This window comes from Pantoea sp. X-Soil-YNGN-775, assembly GCF_059730575.1.
Genome location: NZ_AP035945.1, coordinates 4,002,244 through 4,019,696, shown reverse-complemented (window position 1 = coordinate 4,019,696; position 17,453 = coordinate 4,002,244). Strand labels below are relative to the sequence as shown.

The window sequence follows — 17,453 nt, the reverse complement described above, 5'->3', positions numbered from 1 at the left end:
CCCACTGATATTAAGGAGTGATATCGTGATAAAGCTGATTACCGTTGACGAACTACGTCCAGGCATGTTTATCCACAAGCTGGAGGTCTGGTGGATAAAAGACAAACGTATTCGCAACCAGATGCTGATCACCGATCCACGACAAATCGCTATGTTACGCAACGAAGGGATCCAGCAGCTGTGGATCGACCTCGATCGATCGGTGCAGGCCCCGATCGCGCCGGTCGTGGCAAAAAGATCGATAGCCCGGACGCCGTTTTTTCAGGAGCTGGATCAGGCGCAGCAGATTTTTCAGCAGGGCAAATCCAAAGTGCTGGCGATGTTCAACGAAGCGCGCCTCGGTAACAGCCTTAACCTGGATTATATGATCGATCTGGTGGATGAAATCTCCGGATCGATTCGGCGTGAACCCTCTGCACTGCTGAGCGTGGCGCGGCTGAAAAATCACGATGACTACACCTATCTGCATTCGATGGCGGTCTGCGGGCTGATGATTTCGCTGGGTAAAAGACTCGGGCTGAATGAGATCCAGCTGCGGCGCGTCGGGATGGGCGGCTTGCTGCACGACGTCGGCAAAGCGGCCGTACCGCTGGAGATCCTTAACAAAGCCGGCAAGCTGAACGACGACGAGTTTACCATCATGCGTCAGCATCCGATCGTCGGCGCGCAGATGCTGATGGAGGCCAATGCCGATGCCGATCTGCTGGATATTGCGTTGCACCACCATGAAAAATATGACGGCAGCGGCTATCCGCACGGTCTGAAAGGCGAGGAGATTTCGCTGTATGCCCGCATGGCGGCGGTGTGCGATGTCTATGACGCTATCACCTCGACGCGCGTCTACCGCACCGGCTGGACCCCCGCCGAGGCGATGCATCAGATGCTGAGCTGGCGCGGCCACTTCGATAACGGCCTGCTGCACGCCTTTGTCCGCACCATCGGCATTTATCCGGTCGGCTCACTGGTGCGGCTGGCGTCAGGCCGGGTGGCGCTGGTGGTCAAAGCGGGTGATAAATCGCTGCTAAAGCCCTGTGTCCACGTCTTCTGGTCGCTGCACGCTCAGCGCGAAGTCAAACCGGAAGAACTCGACCTCGGCGATAGCTTCTGTACCGACAGCATCGTCGGAGCAGAAGACAGCACGCTGTGGGGCAATGTCGATCTCAACCGCATCTGGGCGCTGGAAGTCGCCTGATATTTCGCCATTTTTACACTATTTTTACGCCCGCCCGCTGCATTTTAACCCCTTCTTTATACGCCGCCGCGCAAGCTAATCAGCAAATCCAAACCTCTGGAGGTTCCTGTGAGCGTGGGCGTAATAACCGGCATTGTGCTGGTGGTGTTGTTACTGGGCTATCTGATCTATGCCCTGTTAAATGCGGAGGCTTTCTGATGGCGGCCAATGCTTTTTTACTCATCGGATGTTATCTGCTGCTGCTAATGGTGCTGGCGCAGCCGCTCGGGCGTGGCCTGGCGGCGCTGGTGGCCGATAAACCGCTGTTCGCCCGCGCCGAAGCGCCGCTGTGGCGGCTGCTGGGCGCACAGCAAAGCGGGATGCGCTGGCCGCACTACCTGCTGGCGATTCTGCTGTTTAACGCGCTCGGCTTTGCGCTGCTGCTGGCGATTTTACTGCTGCAGGGCACGCTGCCGCTTAACCCACAGGGATTGCCAGGTCTGAGCTGGCATCTGGCGCTGAACACCGCGGTCAGCTTTGTAACCAACACCAACTGGCAGTCCTACAGCGGCGAAAGCACCCTGAGTTATTTCAGCCAGATGGTGGGGCTGACGGTGCAGAACTTCCTGTCGGCGGCTACCGGTATTGCGGTTGCGTTTGCGCTGATTCGCGGATTTGCCCATCGCGGAGGCGGGACGCTCGGCAACGCCTGGCGTGACCTGACGCGCATCACGCTCTATGTGCTGCTGCCGATCAGCCTGCTGATGGCGCTGATCTTTGTCAGCCAGGGCAGCGTCCAGACGCTGTTGCCGTACCACTCGCTCACCACGCTGGAAGGCACACAGCAGACGCTGGCGATGGGTCCGGTGGCCTCGCAGGAAGCGATCAAAATGCTCGGCACCAACGGCGGCGGCTTCTTCAACGCCAACTCCGCGCATCCGTTTGAAAACCCGACGCTGCTGACCAACCTGATACAGATGCTGAGCATCTTCCTGATCCCGGCAGCGCTCTGCTTTGCCTTTGGTGAAAGCGTGCGCGATCGCCGTCAGGGCAACATGCTGCTGTGGGCGATGGCGCTGATGTTTGTGGTGGCGGTGGCGGTGGTGATGTGGGCAGAACTGCGCGGCAATCCACATCTGCTGACGCTGGGCGCCGACAGCGCGGTCAACATGGAGGGCAAAGAGACCCGGTTTGGCATGCTTAACAGCAGCCTGTTTGCGGTGATCACCACGGCTGCCTCATGCGGCGCGGTTAACGCCATGCACGACTCCTTTACCGCGCTGGGCGGAATGGTGCCGATGTGGCTGATGCAGCTGGGTGAAGTGGTGTTCGGCGGCGTCGGGGCTGGCCTGTACGGCATGCTGCTGTTTGTGCTGCTGGCGGTGTTTATCGCCGGGCTGATGATCGGTCGTACCCCGGAATTCCTCGGTAAAAAAATCGACGTCTGGGAGATGAAAATGACCGCGCTGGCGATTCTGGTGACGCCTGCGCTGGTGTTAATCGGCACTGCGCTGGCGATGATGACCGACGCCGGACGGGGCGCGATGGCTAACCCCGGCATTCACGGCTTCAGTGAAGTGCTCTACGCGGTCTCCTCGGCGGCCAATAACAACGGCAGCGCGTTTGCCGGACTGAGTGCCAACACCCCGTTCTGGAACCTGCTGCTGGCCAGCTGCATGCTGCTGGGCCGCTTCGGCATCATCATCCCGGTGATGGCGATTGCCGGTGCGATGGCGGTGAAAAAAGTGCAGCCGGTGGGCAACGGCACGCTGCCCACGCACGGGCCGCTGTTTATTGCGCTGCTGGTCGGCACCGTGTTGCTGGTTGGTGCGCTGACCTTTATTCCTGCTCTGGCGCTGGGCCCGGTGGCTGAGCATCTGCAACTTGTTCAGGGACAATCCTCATGAGTCGTCAACAACAGGCATTATTTGACGCGGCGCTGCTGCGTACTTCAGCCTGGGATGCGCTGAAAAAGCTCGATCCGCGGGTGCAATTTCGTAATCCGGTGATGTTTGTGGTCTACCTCGGCAGCGTGCTGACCACCTTACTGGCGCTGGCTATGCTGGCCGGCAAGCTGAACGGCAGCGCCAGTTTTACCGGTGCGATTGCGGTCTGGCTGTGGTTCACCGTGCTGTTTGCCAATCTGGCAGAGGCGCTGGCAGAAGGGCGCAGTAAAGCCCAGGCCAGCAGCCTGAAAGGGGTGAAAAAGACCAGCTTTGCGAAAAAACTGTCGGCAGCACGTTACGGCGCGGACTGGCAGCAGGTCGCAGCCGATCAGCTGCGCAAAGGCGATGCGGTGCTGGTGGAAGCGGGCGATATCATTCCGTGCGACGGCGAAGTGCTGGAAGGCGGCGCGTCGGTGGATGAGAGCGCAATTACCGGCGAATCCGCGCCGGTGATCCGTGAATCGGGCGGTGATTTTGCTTCGGTGACCGGCGGGACCCGCATTCTCTCTGACTGGCTGGTGATTAGCTGTAGCGCGAATCCCGGCGAGACCTTCCTCGACCGCATGATCGCCATGGTGGAAGGCGCCAGACGCCGTAAAACCCCGAATGAGATCGCCCTGACCATTTTGCTGGTGTCGCTCACTATCGTGTTTCTGCTGGCGACCGTGACCCTGTGGCCGTTCTCGGCGTGGGGCGGGACGCCGGTCAGCGTCACGGTGCTGGTGGCGCTGCTGGTCTGTCTGATCCCGACCACCATTGGCGGCTTACTGTCGGCGATTGGCGTGGCGGGAATGAGCCGCATGCTTGGTGCCAACGTGATCGCCACCAGCGGCCGCGCGGTGGAAGCCGCGGGCGATGTTGATGTGCTGATGCTGGATAAAACCGGCACCATTACCCTCGGTAACCGTCAGGCGACCCAGTTTCTGCCGGCACCGGGCGTCAGCGAAGAGCAGCTGGCGGATGCCGCACAGCTCGCCTCGCTGGCGGATGAGACGCCGGAAGGCCGCAGCATCGTCATCCTGGCGAAACAGCAGTTTAACCTGCGTGAACGCGATCTCAGCAGCATGGGCGCCAGCTTCATTCCGTTCTCGGCGCAGACCCGGATGAGTGGGGTTAACGTACAGGATCGGCTGATCCGTAAAGGGGCGGTCGATGCGGTACGTCGTCATATTGAAGCCAGCCATGGCGCGTTCCCGGCCGAGGTGAACGCCCGGGTCGAAGAGGTGGCGCGCACCGGCGGCACGCCGCTGGTGGTGGCAGAAGGGGCGAAAGTGCTGGGCGTGGTGGCGCTGAAAGATATCGTCAAAGGCGGCATCAAAGAGCGGTTTGCCGAGCTGCGCAAGATGGGCATCAAAACCGTAATGATCACCGGCGATAACCCGCTGACGGCGGCGGCGATTGCCGCCGAAGCCGGCGTGGATGACTTTCTTTCTGAAGCGACGCCCGAGGCCAAACTGGCGCTGATCCGTCAGTACCAGGCGGAAGGACGGCTGGTGGCGATGACCGGTGACGGCACCAACGATGCGCCGGCGCTGGCTCAGGCGGATGTGGCGGTGGCGATGAACTCCGGCACTCAGGCGGCGAAAGAGGCGGGCAACATGGTCGATCTTGACTCTAACCCGACCAAACTGCTGGAAGTGGTGCACATCGGTAAGCAGATGCTGATGACGCGCGGTTCACTGACCACTTTCAGTATCGCCAACGACGTGGCCAAGTATTTCGCCATTATTCCGGCCGCGTTTGCCGCCACCTATCCCCAGCTCAACCTGCTCAACGTGATGCATCTGCACTCACCGGCCAGCGCGATTCTGTCGGCGGTGATCTTTAACGCGCTGGTGATTGTGTTTCTGATTCCGCTGGCGCTGAAGGGCGTCAGCTATCGCCCGCTGAGCGCAGCGGCGTTACTGCGCCGCAACCTGCTGATCTACGGGCTGGGTGGCCTGCTGGTGCCGTTTGTCGGCATCAAAGCGATCGATTTGCTGTTAGTCCTGACAGGCATGGCCTGAGGAGAAGAAAATGAGTCAGTTACGTCCGGCGATTTTACTGTTGTTGCTGCTTACCGTTATCAGCGGCGTGGTTTATCCTTTGCTCACCACCGGCCTGGCGCAATGGCTGTTTCCGGCGCAGGCCAACGGTTCGTTACTGGAGAAACAGGGTGTGGCGCGCGGGTCGGCGCTGATTGGGCAGAACTTTACCCAGCCCGGCTATTTCTGGGGTCGTCCTTCTGCCACTGGCGATCGGCCCTATAACCCGCTGGCGTCGGGCGGCAGCAATCTGGCCGCCAGTAACCCGGCGCTGGATAAAGCCGTCGCCGAACGGGTTGCCGCGCTGCGGGCCGCCAATCCGCAGGCGCCGACCGCGGTGCCGGTTGAGCTGGTGACCGCCTCGGCCAGCGGACTGGACCCGGATATTTCACCTGACGCGGCGCGCTGGCAGGCTCCTCGCATCGCCGCCAGCCGTCAGTTACCGTTAGCCCAGGTAGAGGCGCTGATTGAGCAGCAGACCCACCGGCCGCTGATGCCGTTCCTCGGCGATCCGACGGTCAATGTGCTGCAGCTCAACCTGGCGCTCAGCGATCTGTAATGCCGACAAGGACCCTATGAACCACGAACCGACGCGCCCCGATCCCGATGCCCTGTTGCAGGCTAACCGCGACAGCCATCGTGGCCGGCTGAAAATCTACTTTGGCGCCTGCGCGGGCGTCGGAAAAACCTACGCCATGCTACAGGAGGCGCAACGGCTGCGGACGCAGGGGCTAGATGTGCTGATCGGCGTGGTGGAGACCCACGACCGGCCGGAAACGGCGCAGCTGCTGACCGGCTTAACCCTGCTGCCGCGCCGGGCGACCGGCCGCTCGCGCCATGCCGAGTTTGACCTTGATGCGGCGCTGGCCCGCCATCCGGCGGTAATCCTGATGGACGAGCTGGCGCACACCAACGTTCAGGGTTCGCGCCATCCCAAACGCTGGCAGGACATTGAGGAGCTGCTGGAGGCGGGCATCGACGTGCTGACCACCGTCAACGTTCAGCATCTGGAGAGCCTCAATGACGTGGTGGGCGGCGTTACCGGTATTCAGGTACGGGAAACCGTGCCCGATCCCTTTTTCGACAGCGCCGATGAGGTGGTGCTGGTCGATCTGCCGCCTGACGATCTGCGGCAGCGGCTGAAAGAGGGCAAAGTCTATATCGGCGACCGCGCCGAACGGGCGATTGAAAATTTTTTCCGCAAGGGCAACCTGTTCGCCCTGCGTGAACTGGCGCTGCGCCGCACTGCGGACCGGGTAGACGATCAGATGCGCGCCTGGCGCGATCGGCAGGGGCGGGATCGCGTCTGGCACACCCGCGATGCGATTCTGTTGTGCATCGGCGATGATACCGGCAGCGAAAAACTGGTGCGCACCGCCGCGCGGCTGGCGGCGCGGCTGGGCAGTGAATGGCATGCGGTGTATGTTGAGACGCCCCGGCTGAACCGGCTGCCGGAAGCACGGCGGCGGGCGATTCTGCGAACCCTGCAACTGGCGCAGGAGCTGGGTGCGGAAACCGCCACGCTCTCTGAGCCTGACGAAGCGGAAGCGGTGCTGCGCTACGCGCGCGAACACAATCTTGGCAAAATCGTCACCGGCCGTCGTCCGCTGCGGCGCTGGCGGCGTGACAGTTTTGCCGAACGGCTCGGCCAGCTCGGCCCCGATCTCGATCTGCTGGTGGTGGCGCTGGATGAGCCGCTGCACGACGCGCCGCATCCGCTGGCGGACGGGCGGGTCAGCAGCGACAAGTGGCGTATGCAGCTGCGCGGCGTGATGATGGCGCTGGTGCTGTGCATCGCGGTGACCGTCGCCGGCCAGTCGCTGTTGATCGGTTTCGATCCGGCCAACTGCGTGATGATCTATCTGCTGGCGGTGGTGATCGTGGCGCTGCGCTATGGCCGCTGGCCATCGGTGATCGCCACGGTGATGAATATCCTCGCCTTCGACCTGTTTTTTGTGGCCCCTACCGGCACGGTGGCGGTTTCCGACCTGCAATATCTGGTGACCTTTGGCGTGATGCTGGCAGTGGGGGTGATCGTCGGCAACCTGACGGCCGGGGTGCGTTATCAGGCGCGGGTGGCGCGCTACCGCGAGCAGCGGGCGCGTCAGCTGTATGAGATGGCCAAATCGCTCGGCAGCGCGTTAACGCCGCAGGATATCGCCGCCACCAGTCAGCGGGTGCTGGACGCCACTCTGCAGGCGCGCTGCCTGCTGTTGCTGCCGGATGAGCAGGGCGAACTGCAACCGGTGGGCGATGCGCTGCCCGCCAGTGAGCCTGACCGCGCCATTGCGAAGTGGAGCTACAGCAAAGGCCAGCCGGCCGGTGCCGGGACCGACACCTTACCGGCGGTCCCGTATCAAATCCTGCCGTTAAAAAGCGGCGCGCACTGCCGTGGCCTGCTGGTGGTGGAGCCGCAAAATCTGCGTCAGCTGATGATCCCCGAGCAGCAGCGGCTGGTGGAAACCTTTACCGTGCTGATCGCCAATGCGCTGGAGCGGATGGCGCTGTCGCACAGCGAGGCGGCATCGCGACTGTCGGCGGAGCGTGAGCAACTGCGCAATGCGCTGCTGTCGGCGCTGTCACATGACCTGCGCACCCCGCTGACCGTGCTGTTTGGCCAGGCGGAAATGCTGATGCTCGACCTCGCCAACGACAACTCGAAATATGTGCCGCAGGCCAGCCAGATCCGTGAGCAGACGCTGAGCACCATCCGGCTGGTGAGTAACATGCTGGATATGGCGCGCATTCAGTCGGGCGGGCTGAACCTGCGTGAGGAGTGGCTGTCACTGGAAGAGGTGATCGGCGGGGCGCTGAGCAGCATGGCACCGTCGCTGAAAGGGCACGAGGTGCAGCTCGATCTGCCGGACGACATCGTGCTGATCAAGGGCGACAGCAGCCTGCTGGAGCGGGTCTTTACCAACCTGATTGAGAACAGCCTGAAGTATGCCGGTAACTGCGCGCCGCGCGGGATTCGTGCCTGGCGTGCCGGGACGCGGCTGGAGATTGCGCTCTGGGATGGCGGACCCGGCATTGCGGAGGCGGATTTAAGCCGGATTTTTGACAAGTTTACCCGGGGAGATAAGGAGTCCGCCGTGCCGGGCGTTGGGCTGGGGCTGGCGATCTGTAAGACCATTATCGAAAGTCATGGCGGGCAAATCTGGGCTGAAAATCGGCCGGAAGGCGGCGCCGTATTTCGTCTGTCGCTGCCGCTGCCGCCGGTTCCGGAAATTTCTGACGAAGGGCTGAAATAACTTCACAGTTGATCAGTTATACTGCCCGACCTGTCTGATTATTATTGGGAATTTATGGAACGTTTTACCGAAAACCTGATGTATGCATCGCGCTGGTTGCTGGCTCCGGTTTACATTGGACTTTCACTCGGCCTGCTGGCGCTGACCATCAAATTTTTCCAGGAAATTTTCCACCTGCTGCCCAACATTTTCAGCATTGCGGAAAACGATCTGATCCTGCTGCTGCTGTCGCTGGTCGACATGACGCTGGTTGGCGGGCTGCTGGTGATGGTGATGCTGTCGGGCTACGAGAACTTTGTTTCTAAACTCGATATCGACGAAAGCAAAGAGAAGCTGAGCTGGCTGGGCAAGATGGATTCCGGCTCGCTGAAGAACAAAGTCGCGGCGTCGATTGTGGCCATCTCCTCGATTCACCTGCTGCGGGTGTTCATGGAGGCGCGCAACGTCGCCAACGACAAACTGATGTGGTACGTGATTATCCACCTGACGTTTGTGCTGTCGGCCTTTGTGATGGGCTGGCTGGACAATATGTCGCGTGGCGATAAGAAAGGCCACTGATAAAGGCGGGTGCACAGGCACCCGCTTTTTTTTCGCCCGCAGCAGCAGCTTATTCCCCTGGTTCTGCCTGACGGCGCGCAGCCGTGGCCGGCCGGGTGCCCGCCAGCTGCGGCATTACCGCTTTAATCATGCTAAAGAAATGCTGCAGCCTGGCCGGGTAGTAGCTGGCCCACGGATAGGTCAGCCATATCGGCAACGGCGGCGCCTGCCACTGCGGCGTCAGCTGAATCAGTCGCCCCTCGGCTAAATCCTGCTGTACCACCCACGACGACACGATCGCCGCGCCCATTCCCGCCAGCGCCGCTTTACGCACCGCATACAGACTGTCACTGCTCAGCCTTGGGGTTATCGCCAGGTTAACCGGCTGGCCGTCGTCAATCTTCTGTAATGCGACTTCATTACGATAAAAGCTGGTCAGCGCCAGCCACGGCAGATCGCGCAGCTGTTCAACCTGCTCAATCGGCGGCTGGCGGGCCAGCAGATCGGGCGACGCAACCACGATGCGCGGCACTTCGGCCAGCAGAATCGCCACCACTGACGGATCGGTTGGTGCACCGACCTGAATGGCGCAATCGACATTCTCGGCCATAAAGTCGGGCGTGCGGTCATTCAGCATCCACTCAATATTGAGCCGCGGATAGCGGCGCAGGTAGTCGACCAGCGGGGCGATCAGCTGATCCTGACCAAATGCGTGCGGCGCGCGGACCCGCAGCGTGCCGACCGGATCGTCGCTGGCACCGGTCAGTTCATCTTCCAGCGCATGCCAGGTCGCCAGCAGTTGCCGCGCCTGAGCGTAACAGCGCTCACCATCATCGGTGAGCTTAAGCGCGTGGGTGGTGCGCAGGATTAACTTCAGCCCGAGCCGCTGCTCCAGCGTTTGCAGCCGCCGGCTGATGGTCGGCTGGGTGGTCCCAAGCTGGGCGGCGGCGGCCGATAAACTGCCGCTCTCAACGATACGAATAAAAGTCTGCATCAGTTCGATGCGGTCGCTGGTATTAGGGTTGCTCATACGCACCACGCATAACAGTTTTGTCTGACGGCAGTCTACCGCGTATGGCCGCAGTATGCGCTAATAGCGTTACGCATTTATGAGGATCACACCATGTCAGCGACCCGCAGTATCACCACTTCTTCGAGCGAAACGCTCCCCGCTCCGCTGGTTTTTACCCTGGCGGCAGGCGCCGGTCTGAGCGTGGCATCGATTTACTACAGCCAGCCGATGCTGGATATCATCAGTAAACAGTTTAACGTCGGCGTTGGCGCAGTCGGCATGGTGCCGATGCTGACCCAGGCGGGTTATGCCCTTGGCATTCTGCTGCTGGCTCCGCTTGGCGATCGTCATGACCGCCGCACTATTATTTTTATCAAAGGATTACTGCTGGTGGCGGCGTTGCTGCTGTGTGGTTTCTCCGGCGGGCTAAGCGCGTTACTGATCGCCAGTTTCGTCACCGGCCTGACCGCCACGGTGGCGCAGGATATCGTGCCGGCGTCGGCGGCGCTGGCTCCGGAACGCAGCCGTGGCAAAACGGTCGGTACGGTGATGACCGGACTACTGGTTGGCATTCTGCTGTCGCGGGTGGTCAGTGGCGTGGTGGCTGAGTATTTCGGCTGGCGCACCATGTATATGGTGGCGGCGCTGGCGGTACTGCTGATCAGCCTGACGCTGTGGCGGGTGCTGCCGCGCTTTACGCCCGGCACCTCGGTCAGCTATCCGCGCCTGCTGCTGTCGCTGGCCCATCTGTGGCGTCATCATCAGACGCTGCGCCGCGCCGCGCTGGCTCAGGGGCTGCTGTCGGTCGGCTTCAGCGCCTTCTGGTCAACGCTGGCGTTAATGCTCAGTGAGCGTTTTCATCTCGACAGTGCGGTCGCCGGGGCCTTTGGTTTAGCCGGAGCGGCCGGTGCGATGGCCGCGCCGCTGGCTGGCAGCTTTGCCGACCGCATCGGCCCGGCCAGAGTGACCCAGGCCGGCGCCGCGCTGGTGACCGTCTCGTTTGCCCTGATGTTCCTGCTGCCGTTACTGCCGCTGCCGGCTCAGCTGGCGTTGATTGTGGTCAGCACCATCGGTTTCGATTTAGGGGTGCAGGCGACGCTGGTGGCGCACCAGACGCTGGTGTATGGCCTGGCACCGGAAGCGCGCAGTCGCCTGAATGCGCTGCTGTTTACCGTGGTGTTTATCGGCATGGCAAGCGGTGCGGCACTGGGTAGCCTGGCGCTGGCGCACTGGGGCTGGAATGGGGTGGTCGCGCTATCAACCCTTGCGGGTGCAGCCAGCCTTGCGGTGCGCTTCGCCAGCCGCCATCTTAAGAACTGATTTTCGCAGCCGTCAAAAAATGTGCCAGGCTTATTCATAAACCCAAAATTACCTGGAGAATTATGAGCTTTTTAGCCTGGACAGCCGCAACAGGCGGCCTGCTGCTGCTGATGTCACTGGCTTCCGGTTGGATACACCGGGGGCCGGTAACTTCTTTTGGCCTGTTTCTTATCGCCGGGATGTTATGTGGGCCGTGGGGATTTGACGTGCTGCACATCGATATCGTCACCCATTCAGAAGCGGTGGCGCACATCACTGAAATCACCATGGCCGCCTCGCTGTTTATCACCGGCCTGAAGCTGCGTCTGCCGCTACAGAATAACTGCTGGCACACCGGCCTGCGGCTGGCCTTTCCCGCCATGCTGCTGACGGTTGCGGCGATGACGCTGCTGGCACACTGGCTGGTCGGGCTGGACTGGCCGATTGCGCTGGCGTTTGGCGCGATTGTCGCGCCAACCGATCCGGTGCTGGCGAGCTTAATTTCGGTCAACGATGCGCAGGATGACGATTCGCTGCGCGTCGCCATCTCCAGCGAAGCCGGCATGAATGATGGCTCGGCCCTGCCGCTGCTGGTGCTGGCGTTGCTGCTGTTCAATGGCGAAAGCCTGAGCGGATCGCTGCTGACCCATTGGGGCGCAAAAGAGGTGATCTGGGCGATTGGCGGCGGGCTGGCGATCGGCTTCGGCCTGGGCCGCTTAATCGGCGTACTGGCCACCAAATTGCGTAACGCCAATGGCGACGTCGCACCCAACGATTTTCTGGCGCTGGCGCTGATTGCACTGAGTTATTCGCTGGTGCAGTGGCTGGGTGCCTCCGGTTTCCTGGCGGCGTTCGCGGCCGGTCTGGGACTGCGCCGCGCTGAGCTGGGCGTTTTCCGGCGTCATCAGCCCGAGGATCTGTCAGAGGATGAGCGGGTGCTGCCTTCCGAGGCGCTGGTCAATCCGAATAAGCGCCTGGCGCATCAGGGCGATAACAGCATGGTCAAGTCGATCGGCTTTGTGGTCGGCGACGCGCTGTCGTTTGGCGACACCATTGAACGGTTACTGGCGGCGGGCATGATGGTGGTTCTCGGCGTCACGCTGGCGCAGCACTGGAACATCTATGGCGTGTTGCTGGGACTGGTGCTGTTTGTCGTGGTGCGTCCGCTGGCCGTCTGGCTGGTGACGCTGCGCGCCGGCCTGCCGATGGGGCAGCGGTTGCTGATTGGCTGGCTCGGTATTCGCGGCATCGGCAGTCTGAACTACATCGCCTATGCCTGGACGCACGGCATGGAAGGGCCACAGATGGAGATCATGACCAATATGGCGTTAACCCTGGTGGTCTGTAGCGTGGTAATACACGGCACAACCGTGTCGCCCCTGCTAAACTGGCGTCAAAAGCGTCTGGAAGCCCTTCAGCGCAAGGTTTAACCCGAAAACAGGAGTAGAGAATGAAAGTGACCCACATACTGCTGCTGAGCGCACTGGCCTCTGGCAGCGCCCTGGCGGCAGACGATAGCGAACAGAATGTCTATGCCAGCCAGCTGTGTCACATCGTCAGCAGTGAAAAACAGGTCGCCAGTGCCGATCAATATGTTGAGCAGATGAAATCGTACGTGGCGCGCAGCCAGTCATCGACGGCGATGAATCAGCCTGGTTTTGATGAAGACACCGCGCGTGAAGTGGCCAGCGCCTGGCTGCAGCTGGGCGATGACGAGCGCGCCAAACTGCGGGTCAATGAACAGCAGTGTGAACAGGCGGTGATGGCCCAGTTCCAGCAGGAAGATTAATTCCCTCAGTCAAGGCAAAAACGCGCCACCCGGGCGCGTTTTTTTATGGATTTTGGCACCGCATTGCGTACATAATCGCCAGCCTCTGGCACCGGACTTGCATCACACTTTTTCCTGCAGCCCACCGCAACGGCTGGCTGAGCGTTTTGATATCACTTAACAGGCATCATGATTACGCGTCGACGTTTTATTCTCGGCACGGGAGCGCTTGGGCTCTCCATGACCACCGGCAAAATATTTGCCCGCGATGACATTATTCCTCTCTGGCCGGATGATCCGCCCGGCGGCGGCGGCCCATCGGGCGAACTGCATGTTAATGCCAGCGGCTCGTGGTCGAATATTGTCAGCCCGGCGATCCAGCGCTTTAAACCGGAAAATCCTAACGGTGAGGCGGTGCTGATTGCTGCCGGCGGCGGCTATCGCTGGATTGGCATGGGACGCGAAGCCTGGCCGGTGGCGCGCTGGCTGAACGCCAACGGCTACACCGCCTATGTGCTCAGCTACCGCTTGCCGCATGAGAAGTGGCAGGCCGGCCGGCTTGCCCCGCTGCAGGATGCACAGCGCGCCATTCGCCTGGTGCGCTCGTTTGAGCGTAAGGTCCATGTACTCGGCTTCTCGGCCGGCGGGCACCTGCTGGGTATGGCGGCCGCGCGCCCCAGCTTTGAATCTTATCCGGCCATCGATCCGCTGGATGAGGTGGTGCCAAAAGTCGACAGCGTGGGCCTGATCTATCCGGTGATTACGCTGGAATCCCCTTATCAGCACACCAATACCCATCTGATGATGGTCGGTAAAAACGCTACGCCGCAGGATGAAGCGAACTGGTCGGTACAAAACTACGTTACCCGCCAGTATCCACCGACCTTTCTGGCGCAGGCTGAAGATGACCACACCTCGAATCCGTTTAACACCGAACTGATGCACGATACCTGTCGCCGCAATCGCGTGCCGGTCGAGCTGATTCAGATCAGCAAAGGCGGTCACGGTTTCGGGCTTGGTAAGGCCGGGACGCCGGCGGCGTTATGGGATCAGGCCTATGTGCGCTGGCTGGATCGCGTGAGCTAAGTTGCCCTATGGCGGTGCAGGCCTGCACCGCTGTGCCTGGCGCAGGCAAAAAAAACAGGCGACCGGAGTCGCCTGTCTGAAGCACACCGCCGCGGCGGCTTAGCGCATGGTGACAAACTCTTCCGCTGCCGTCGGGTGAATCGCCACGGTATTGTCGAAGTCTTTTTTGGTGGCACCCATCTTCAGTGCCACCGCGAAGCCCTGCAGCATCTCATCCATGCCAAATCCGATGCCGTGAATACCGACGATTTTCTCGTCAGCACCGACGCAGACCAGCTTCATCCGGCACGGCTGGCGATGCTGGGTGACAGCGGTGTACATGGCGGTAAACGCTGATTTATACACTTTTACCTGGTCGTCGCCATACTGTTCCCGCGCCTGCGGTTCGGTCAGGCCGACGGTGCCAATCGGCGGGTGGCTGAAAACCACGGTCGGGATGTTGCTGTAGTCGAGATGCTCGTCCGGCTTGTTGTTAAACAGGCGCTCAGACAGGCGACGGCCGGCTGCCACCGCCACCGGTGTCAGTTCTACCGCACCGGTGTTATCACCGACCGCATAAATGCCTGACACGTTGGTGTTCTGAAATTTATCGACCTTAATGTAGCCTTTTTCGTCCAGCGCCACGCCCGCCGCCGCAATGTTCAGGCTGTCATTGGCCGGTTCACGGCCAATCGCCCATACCAGGCAATCGACGGTATAGTCGCTGCCGTTTTCCAACTGCAGCGTCAGGCTGCCGTCGTCGTTTTTAACGATCGCTTTCGGAATCGCTTCGGTGTGCAGCGTCGGGCCTTCGCTGTTCATTACTTCTACCAGCGTTTCGGTGATCAGCGGGTCGAAGCTGCGCAGCGGGGCATGCTTACGCACAAACAGGTGGGTTTCCGAGCCCAGTGCATTCACCACGCCCGCCAGCTCAACGGCGATGTAACCCGCGCCGATGACCGCAGTACGCTTCGGCAGCGCGTCCAGCTCAAAGAAACCGTCGGAATCAATCCCGTACTCAGCGCCCGGAATCGATGGATGGCTGGGACGGCCGCCGGTGGCAATCAGAATGTGGTTAGCGGTGATGATCTCGCCGTTCACTTCGACGCTGTGCGCATCGACAAAACGGGCGAAGCCTTTGATCACTTCAACCTTGTTTTTACCCAGCACGTTGTCGTACGAGGTGTGGATACGATCGATATAGGCGCTGCGGTTTTTGACCAGCGTGGCCCAGTCGAAGCGGTTAACGGTGGTATCGAAGCCGTAGTCCGGCCCGTACAGATGGATAGCTTCGGCAATTTGCGCAGCATGCCACATGATCTTCTTCGGGACGCAGCCTACGTTAACGCAGGTGCCACCCAGTTCTTTGGCTTCAATCAGGGCGCATTTCTGGCCATACATGGCCGCACGGTTAATCGAGGCGATGCCGCCGCTGCCGCCGCCGATGGCGAGATAGTCGAAATGTCGGGTCATTGAAGTATCCATCCGGTTGCATGAAAAATTGGCATAGAGTGTAACGCTGCGGGTCGAATTGACGCAAAGTTTGCGCCTATGATTGTAATAGGGTTCTGTTTTTTCTCACACTGACAGGGAAGCATACCATGCACCTTACTTTTCTCGGCACCGGCGGCGGTGCGCCCAGCCTGCAGCGTAACGTGACCGCTATCGCCTTTACCCGGGCGCAGAGCGGCGAAAGCTGGCTGTTCGACTGCGGCGAGGGGACACAGCTTCAGTTTATGCGTTCCGATCTCAAACCGGGCAAGCTGGATAAGATCTTCATCACCCATTTGCATGGCGACCATATTTTCGGGCTGCCGGGCTTGCTCACCAGCCGTTCTATGGCCGGGCTGACCACGCCGATGACCGTGTATGGCCCCCGGGGCTTAAAGCGCTTCGTTGAAACCGCGCTGTCGATCAGTGGCTCTTACACCGATTATCCGCTGACGATTGTTGAGATTGAGGCGGGCTGGACGCTGGATGATGGTGAGTTCCGCATCAGTGCCTGGCCGCTGAATCATACGCTGGAATGTCTGGGTTATCGGATTGAGCAGCATGATAAACCGGGTTTTCTCGATGCGCCGCGCCTGAAGGCGGAAGGCGTGCCGCGCGGCCCGTGGTATCAGCAGCTGAAGCAGGGCGAAACCGTGACGCTGGAGGATGGCCGGGTGATCAAGGGCGCGGACTATCTGGGCCCGGCGATTAAAGGCAAAACGCTGGCGATTTTTGGTGATACCGCGCCAACGGAGGTGGCATTGCAGCTGGCGGCCAACGTGGATCTGATGGTGCACGAAGCCACGCTGGAAGCGGCGATGATTGAGAAGGCCAACGGACGCGGCCATTCGACCACCTTGCAGGCGGCGGAAGTGGCGAAGCACGCCGGTGCAAAACGGCTGATCGCCACGCACTTCAGTTCACGCTATCTGGCGAAAGATATGCCCCGTTTGCTGGCTGAATGCCAGACCATCTTCCCCGCTACCGAGCTGGCCTATGATCTGGCGGTGTTTACGCTTTAGTGATGCAGTGCCGGATAAGTGAAAAGCAGTAAATGGGTCATATTGAGTCCAAAGTGCAGGGCGGTCGAAATCCATAACCGGCCGCTCCAGTGCCACGCCAGCCCATACAGCAGTCCGGCGAGGGTCGCAAAGATCACCAGCAGCAGACCGCCGCTCAGATGCACCAGACCAAACAGCAGCGCACTCAGCACCAGCGCGGGTATGCCGCCCAGTGCCAGCGTTAATTTCTGTTGCAGATAACCACGAAACAGCGCCTCTTCCGCCAGCGAGACAAAGAACAGGTTGGCGAGCATAAAGGTGCCAAGCCAGGCCGGGAAGTGCGGTTCAAACGCTAATCCACCCAGTAATACGGCACTGTATAACAGCAGCGGAACGGCGGCGACCAGCGCCAGCGCGGCCAGCAGCTTATAACGCGGCGGGCGGGCCGGGGCGCGAAACAGCGTCGGCAGACCGGCCAGCAGCACAAAGGGGATCAGCGCTTTATCGAAATTAAACGAGAAGCCGAAAGCCACACTGCGGGCGCCGACCTGCACCTCATCAAGTTTGCGTGGATTATCAAAACCCGGGAACAGATGGAGGAATAAGCCGATGGCGATCAGCACCAGCACCGCTTCAGTCAGCATTTGCCGCCGATGATGGTCACGATCGTAAATACGGCATGCCACCACGCCGGCGGTGACCGCGAACAGCAGCAGCGCGGGCCACGCTAATACGTCCTGATAAAACCCCAGCAGCGTGGCGAGCGCCAGTAATAATAGTGCCAGCCGCCGGGCCGGTTGCAGCGCGGCTAGCGCGCCAGCCAGTATGATCCACATGGTGACAGACCTGCAGTACCACGCCGCAGCACCGGCAGTGTGCGGCGTAAAA

The 17,453-nt window shown here is 60.7% G+C and carries 15 protein-coding genes; 12 read left to right on the top strand and 3 right to left on the bottom strand.

What is annotated here, in order from left to right; all coding sequences use genetic code 11:
- The first annotated feature begins 25 nt into the window (after positions 1–25).
- From AC6I8I_RS18905 to AC6I8I_RS18875, 7 genes are all read left to right on the top strand, one after another.
- Entirely contained in the window at positions 26–1,192 is a 1,167-nt protein-coding gene (locus AC6I8I_RS18905; protein ID WP_312054199.1) for an HD-GYP domain-containing protein, read from the top strand.
- A 108-nt stretch (positions 1,193–1,300) separates the two neighbouring features.
- Positions 1,301–1,390, top strand: a complete 90-nt coding sequence (gene kdpF, locus AC6I8I_RS18900) for a K(+)-transporting ATPase subunit F (protein WP_010253443.1) — start codon at positions 1,301–1,303, stop codon at positions 1,388–1,390.
- On the top strand, positions 1,390–3,078 hold the full coding sequence (kdpA, locus tag AC6I8I_RS18895; RefSeq protein ID WP_312758800.1) for a potassium-transporting ATPase subunit KdpA: 1,689 nt from the start codon (positions 1,390–1,392) through the stop codon (positions 3,076–3,078). Before kdpF ends, kdpA begins: the two co-directional genes overlap by 1 nt.
- Positions 3,075–5,123 carry a potassium-transporting ATPase subunit KdpB gene (kdpB, locus tag AC6I8I_RS18890; protein WP_312054203.1) on the top strand — a complete coding sequence of 683 codons (2,049 nt, stop codon included), beginning with the start codon at positions 3,075–3,077 and terminating at the stop codon, positions 5,121–5,123. Before kdpA ends, kdpB begins: the two co-directional genes overlap by 4 nt.
- A 10-nt stretch (positions 5,124–5,133) precedes the next feature.
- Complete coding sequence (kdpC, locus tag AC6I8I_RS18885) at positions 5,134–5,700, top strand: potassium-transporting ATPase subunit KdpC (protein ID WP_312758802.1); 567 nt, start codon at positions 5,134–5,136, stop codon at positions 5,698–5,700.
- Between the two features lie 16 nt (positions 5,701–5,716).
- Positions 5,717–8,392 (top strand): two-component system sensor histidine kinase KdpD, encoded by a 2,676-nt coding sequence (kdpD, locus tag AC6I8I_RS18880; protein ID WP_497828183.1) that lies wholly within the window; start codon positions 5,717–5,719, stop codon positions 8,390–8,392.
- A gap of 54 nt (positions 8,393–8,446) precedes the next feature.
- Positions 8,447–8,950, top strand: coding sequence for a TIGR00645 family protein (locus AC6I8I_RS18875; RefSeq protein ID WP_031377731.1), 504 nt, complete (start codon positions 8,447–8,449; stop codon positions 8,948–8,950).
- Positions 8,951–8,999: 49 nt separating this feature from the next.
- Here AC6I8I_RS18875 and AC6I8I_RS18870 read toward each other — a convergent pair whose 3' ends face one another.
- Positions 9,000–9,959, bottom strand: coding sequence for a LysR family transcriptional regulator (locus tag AC6I8I_RS18870; protein WP_312758806.1), 960 nt, complete (start codon positions 9,957–9,959; stop codon positions 9,000–9,002).
- A 93-nt stretch (positions 9,960–10,052) separates the two neighbouring features.
- Between AC6I8I_RS18870 and AC6I8I_RS18865 the strand changes: the two genes are divergently transcribed.
- The 4 genes from AC6I8I_RS18865 to AC6I8I_RS18850 all read left to right on the top strand — a co-directional run bounded on the left by AC6I8I_RS18865 (position 10,053) and on the right by AC6I8I_RS18850 (position 14,094).
- Positions 10,053–11,261 carry an MFS transporter gene (locus AC6I8I_RS18865; RefSeq protein WP_312054211.1) on the top strand — a complete coding sequence of 403 codons (1,209 nt, stop codon included), beginning with the start codon at positions 10,053–10,055 and terminating at the stop codon, positions 11,259–11,261.
- 62 nt (positions 11,262–11,323) lie between these two features.
- Positions 11,324–12,670, top strand: a complete 1,347-nt coding sequence (locus AC6I8I_RS18860; protein WP_312054213.1) for a cation:proton antiporter — start codon at positions 11,324–11,326, stop codon at positions 12,668–12,670.
- 20 nt (positions 12,671–12,690) lie between these two features.
- The gene (locus AC6I8I_RS18855) at positions 12,691–13,029 is read left to right on the top strand and encodes a hypothetical protein (RefSeq protein WP_312054214.1); all 339 of its coding nucleotides are present in this window, start codon (positions 12,691–12,693) and stop codon (positions 13,027–13,029) included.
- Positions 13,030–13,197: 168 nt separating this feature from the next.
- On the top strand, positions 13,198–14,094 hold the full coding sequence (locus AC6I8I_RS18850; protein ID WP_312758810.1) for an alpha/beta hydrolase: 897 nt from the start codon (positions 13,198–13,200) through the stop codon (positions 14,092–14,094).
- A 99-nt stretch (positions 14,095–14,193) separates the two neighbouring features.
- On the opposite strand, the gene gorA is transcribed toward AC6I8I_RS18850, so the two are convergent.
- Positions 14,194–15,546, bottom strand: coding sequence for a glutathione-disulfide reductase (gene gorA, locus AC6I8I_RS18845; protein WP_312054217.1), 1,353 nt, complete (start codon positions 15,544–15,546; stop codon positions 14,194–14,196).
- 128 nt (positions 15,547–15,674) lie between these two features.
- Here gorA and rnz point away from each other — a divergent pair, with 128 nt between their 5' ends.
- On the top strand, positions 15,675–16,586 hold the full coding sequence (rnz, locus tag AC6I8I_RS18840; protein WP_497820583.1) for a ribonuclease Z: 912 nt from the start codon (positions 15,675–15,677) through the stop codon (positions 16,584–16,586).
- Here rnz and AC6I8I_RS18835 read toward each other — a convergent pair.
- On the bottom strand, positions 16,583–17,401 hold the full coding sequence (locus AC6I8I_RS18835; RefSeq protein WP_497820582.1) for a CPBP family intramembrane glutamic endopeptidase: 819 nt from the start codon (positions 17,399–17,401) through the stop codon (positions 16,583–16,585). The genes rnz and AC6I8I_RS18835 overlap by 4 nt on opposite strands.
- Positions 17,402–17,453 lie beyond the last annotated feature (52 nt).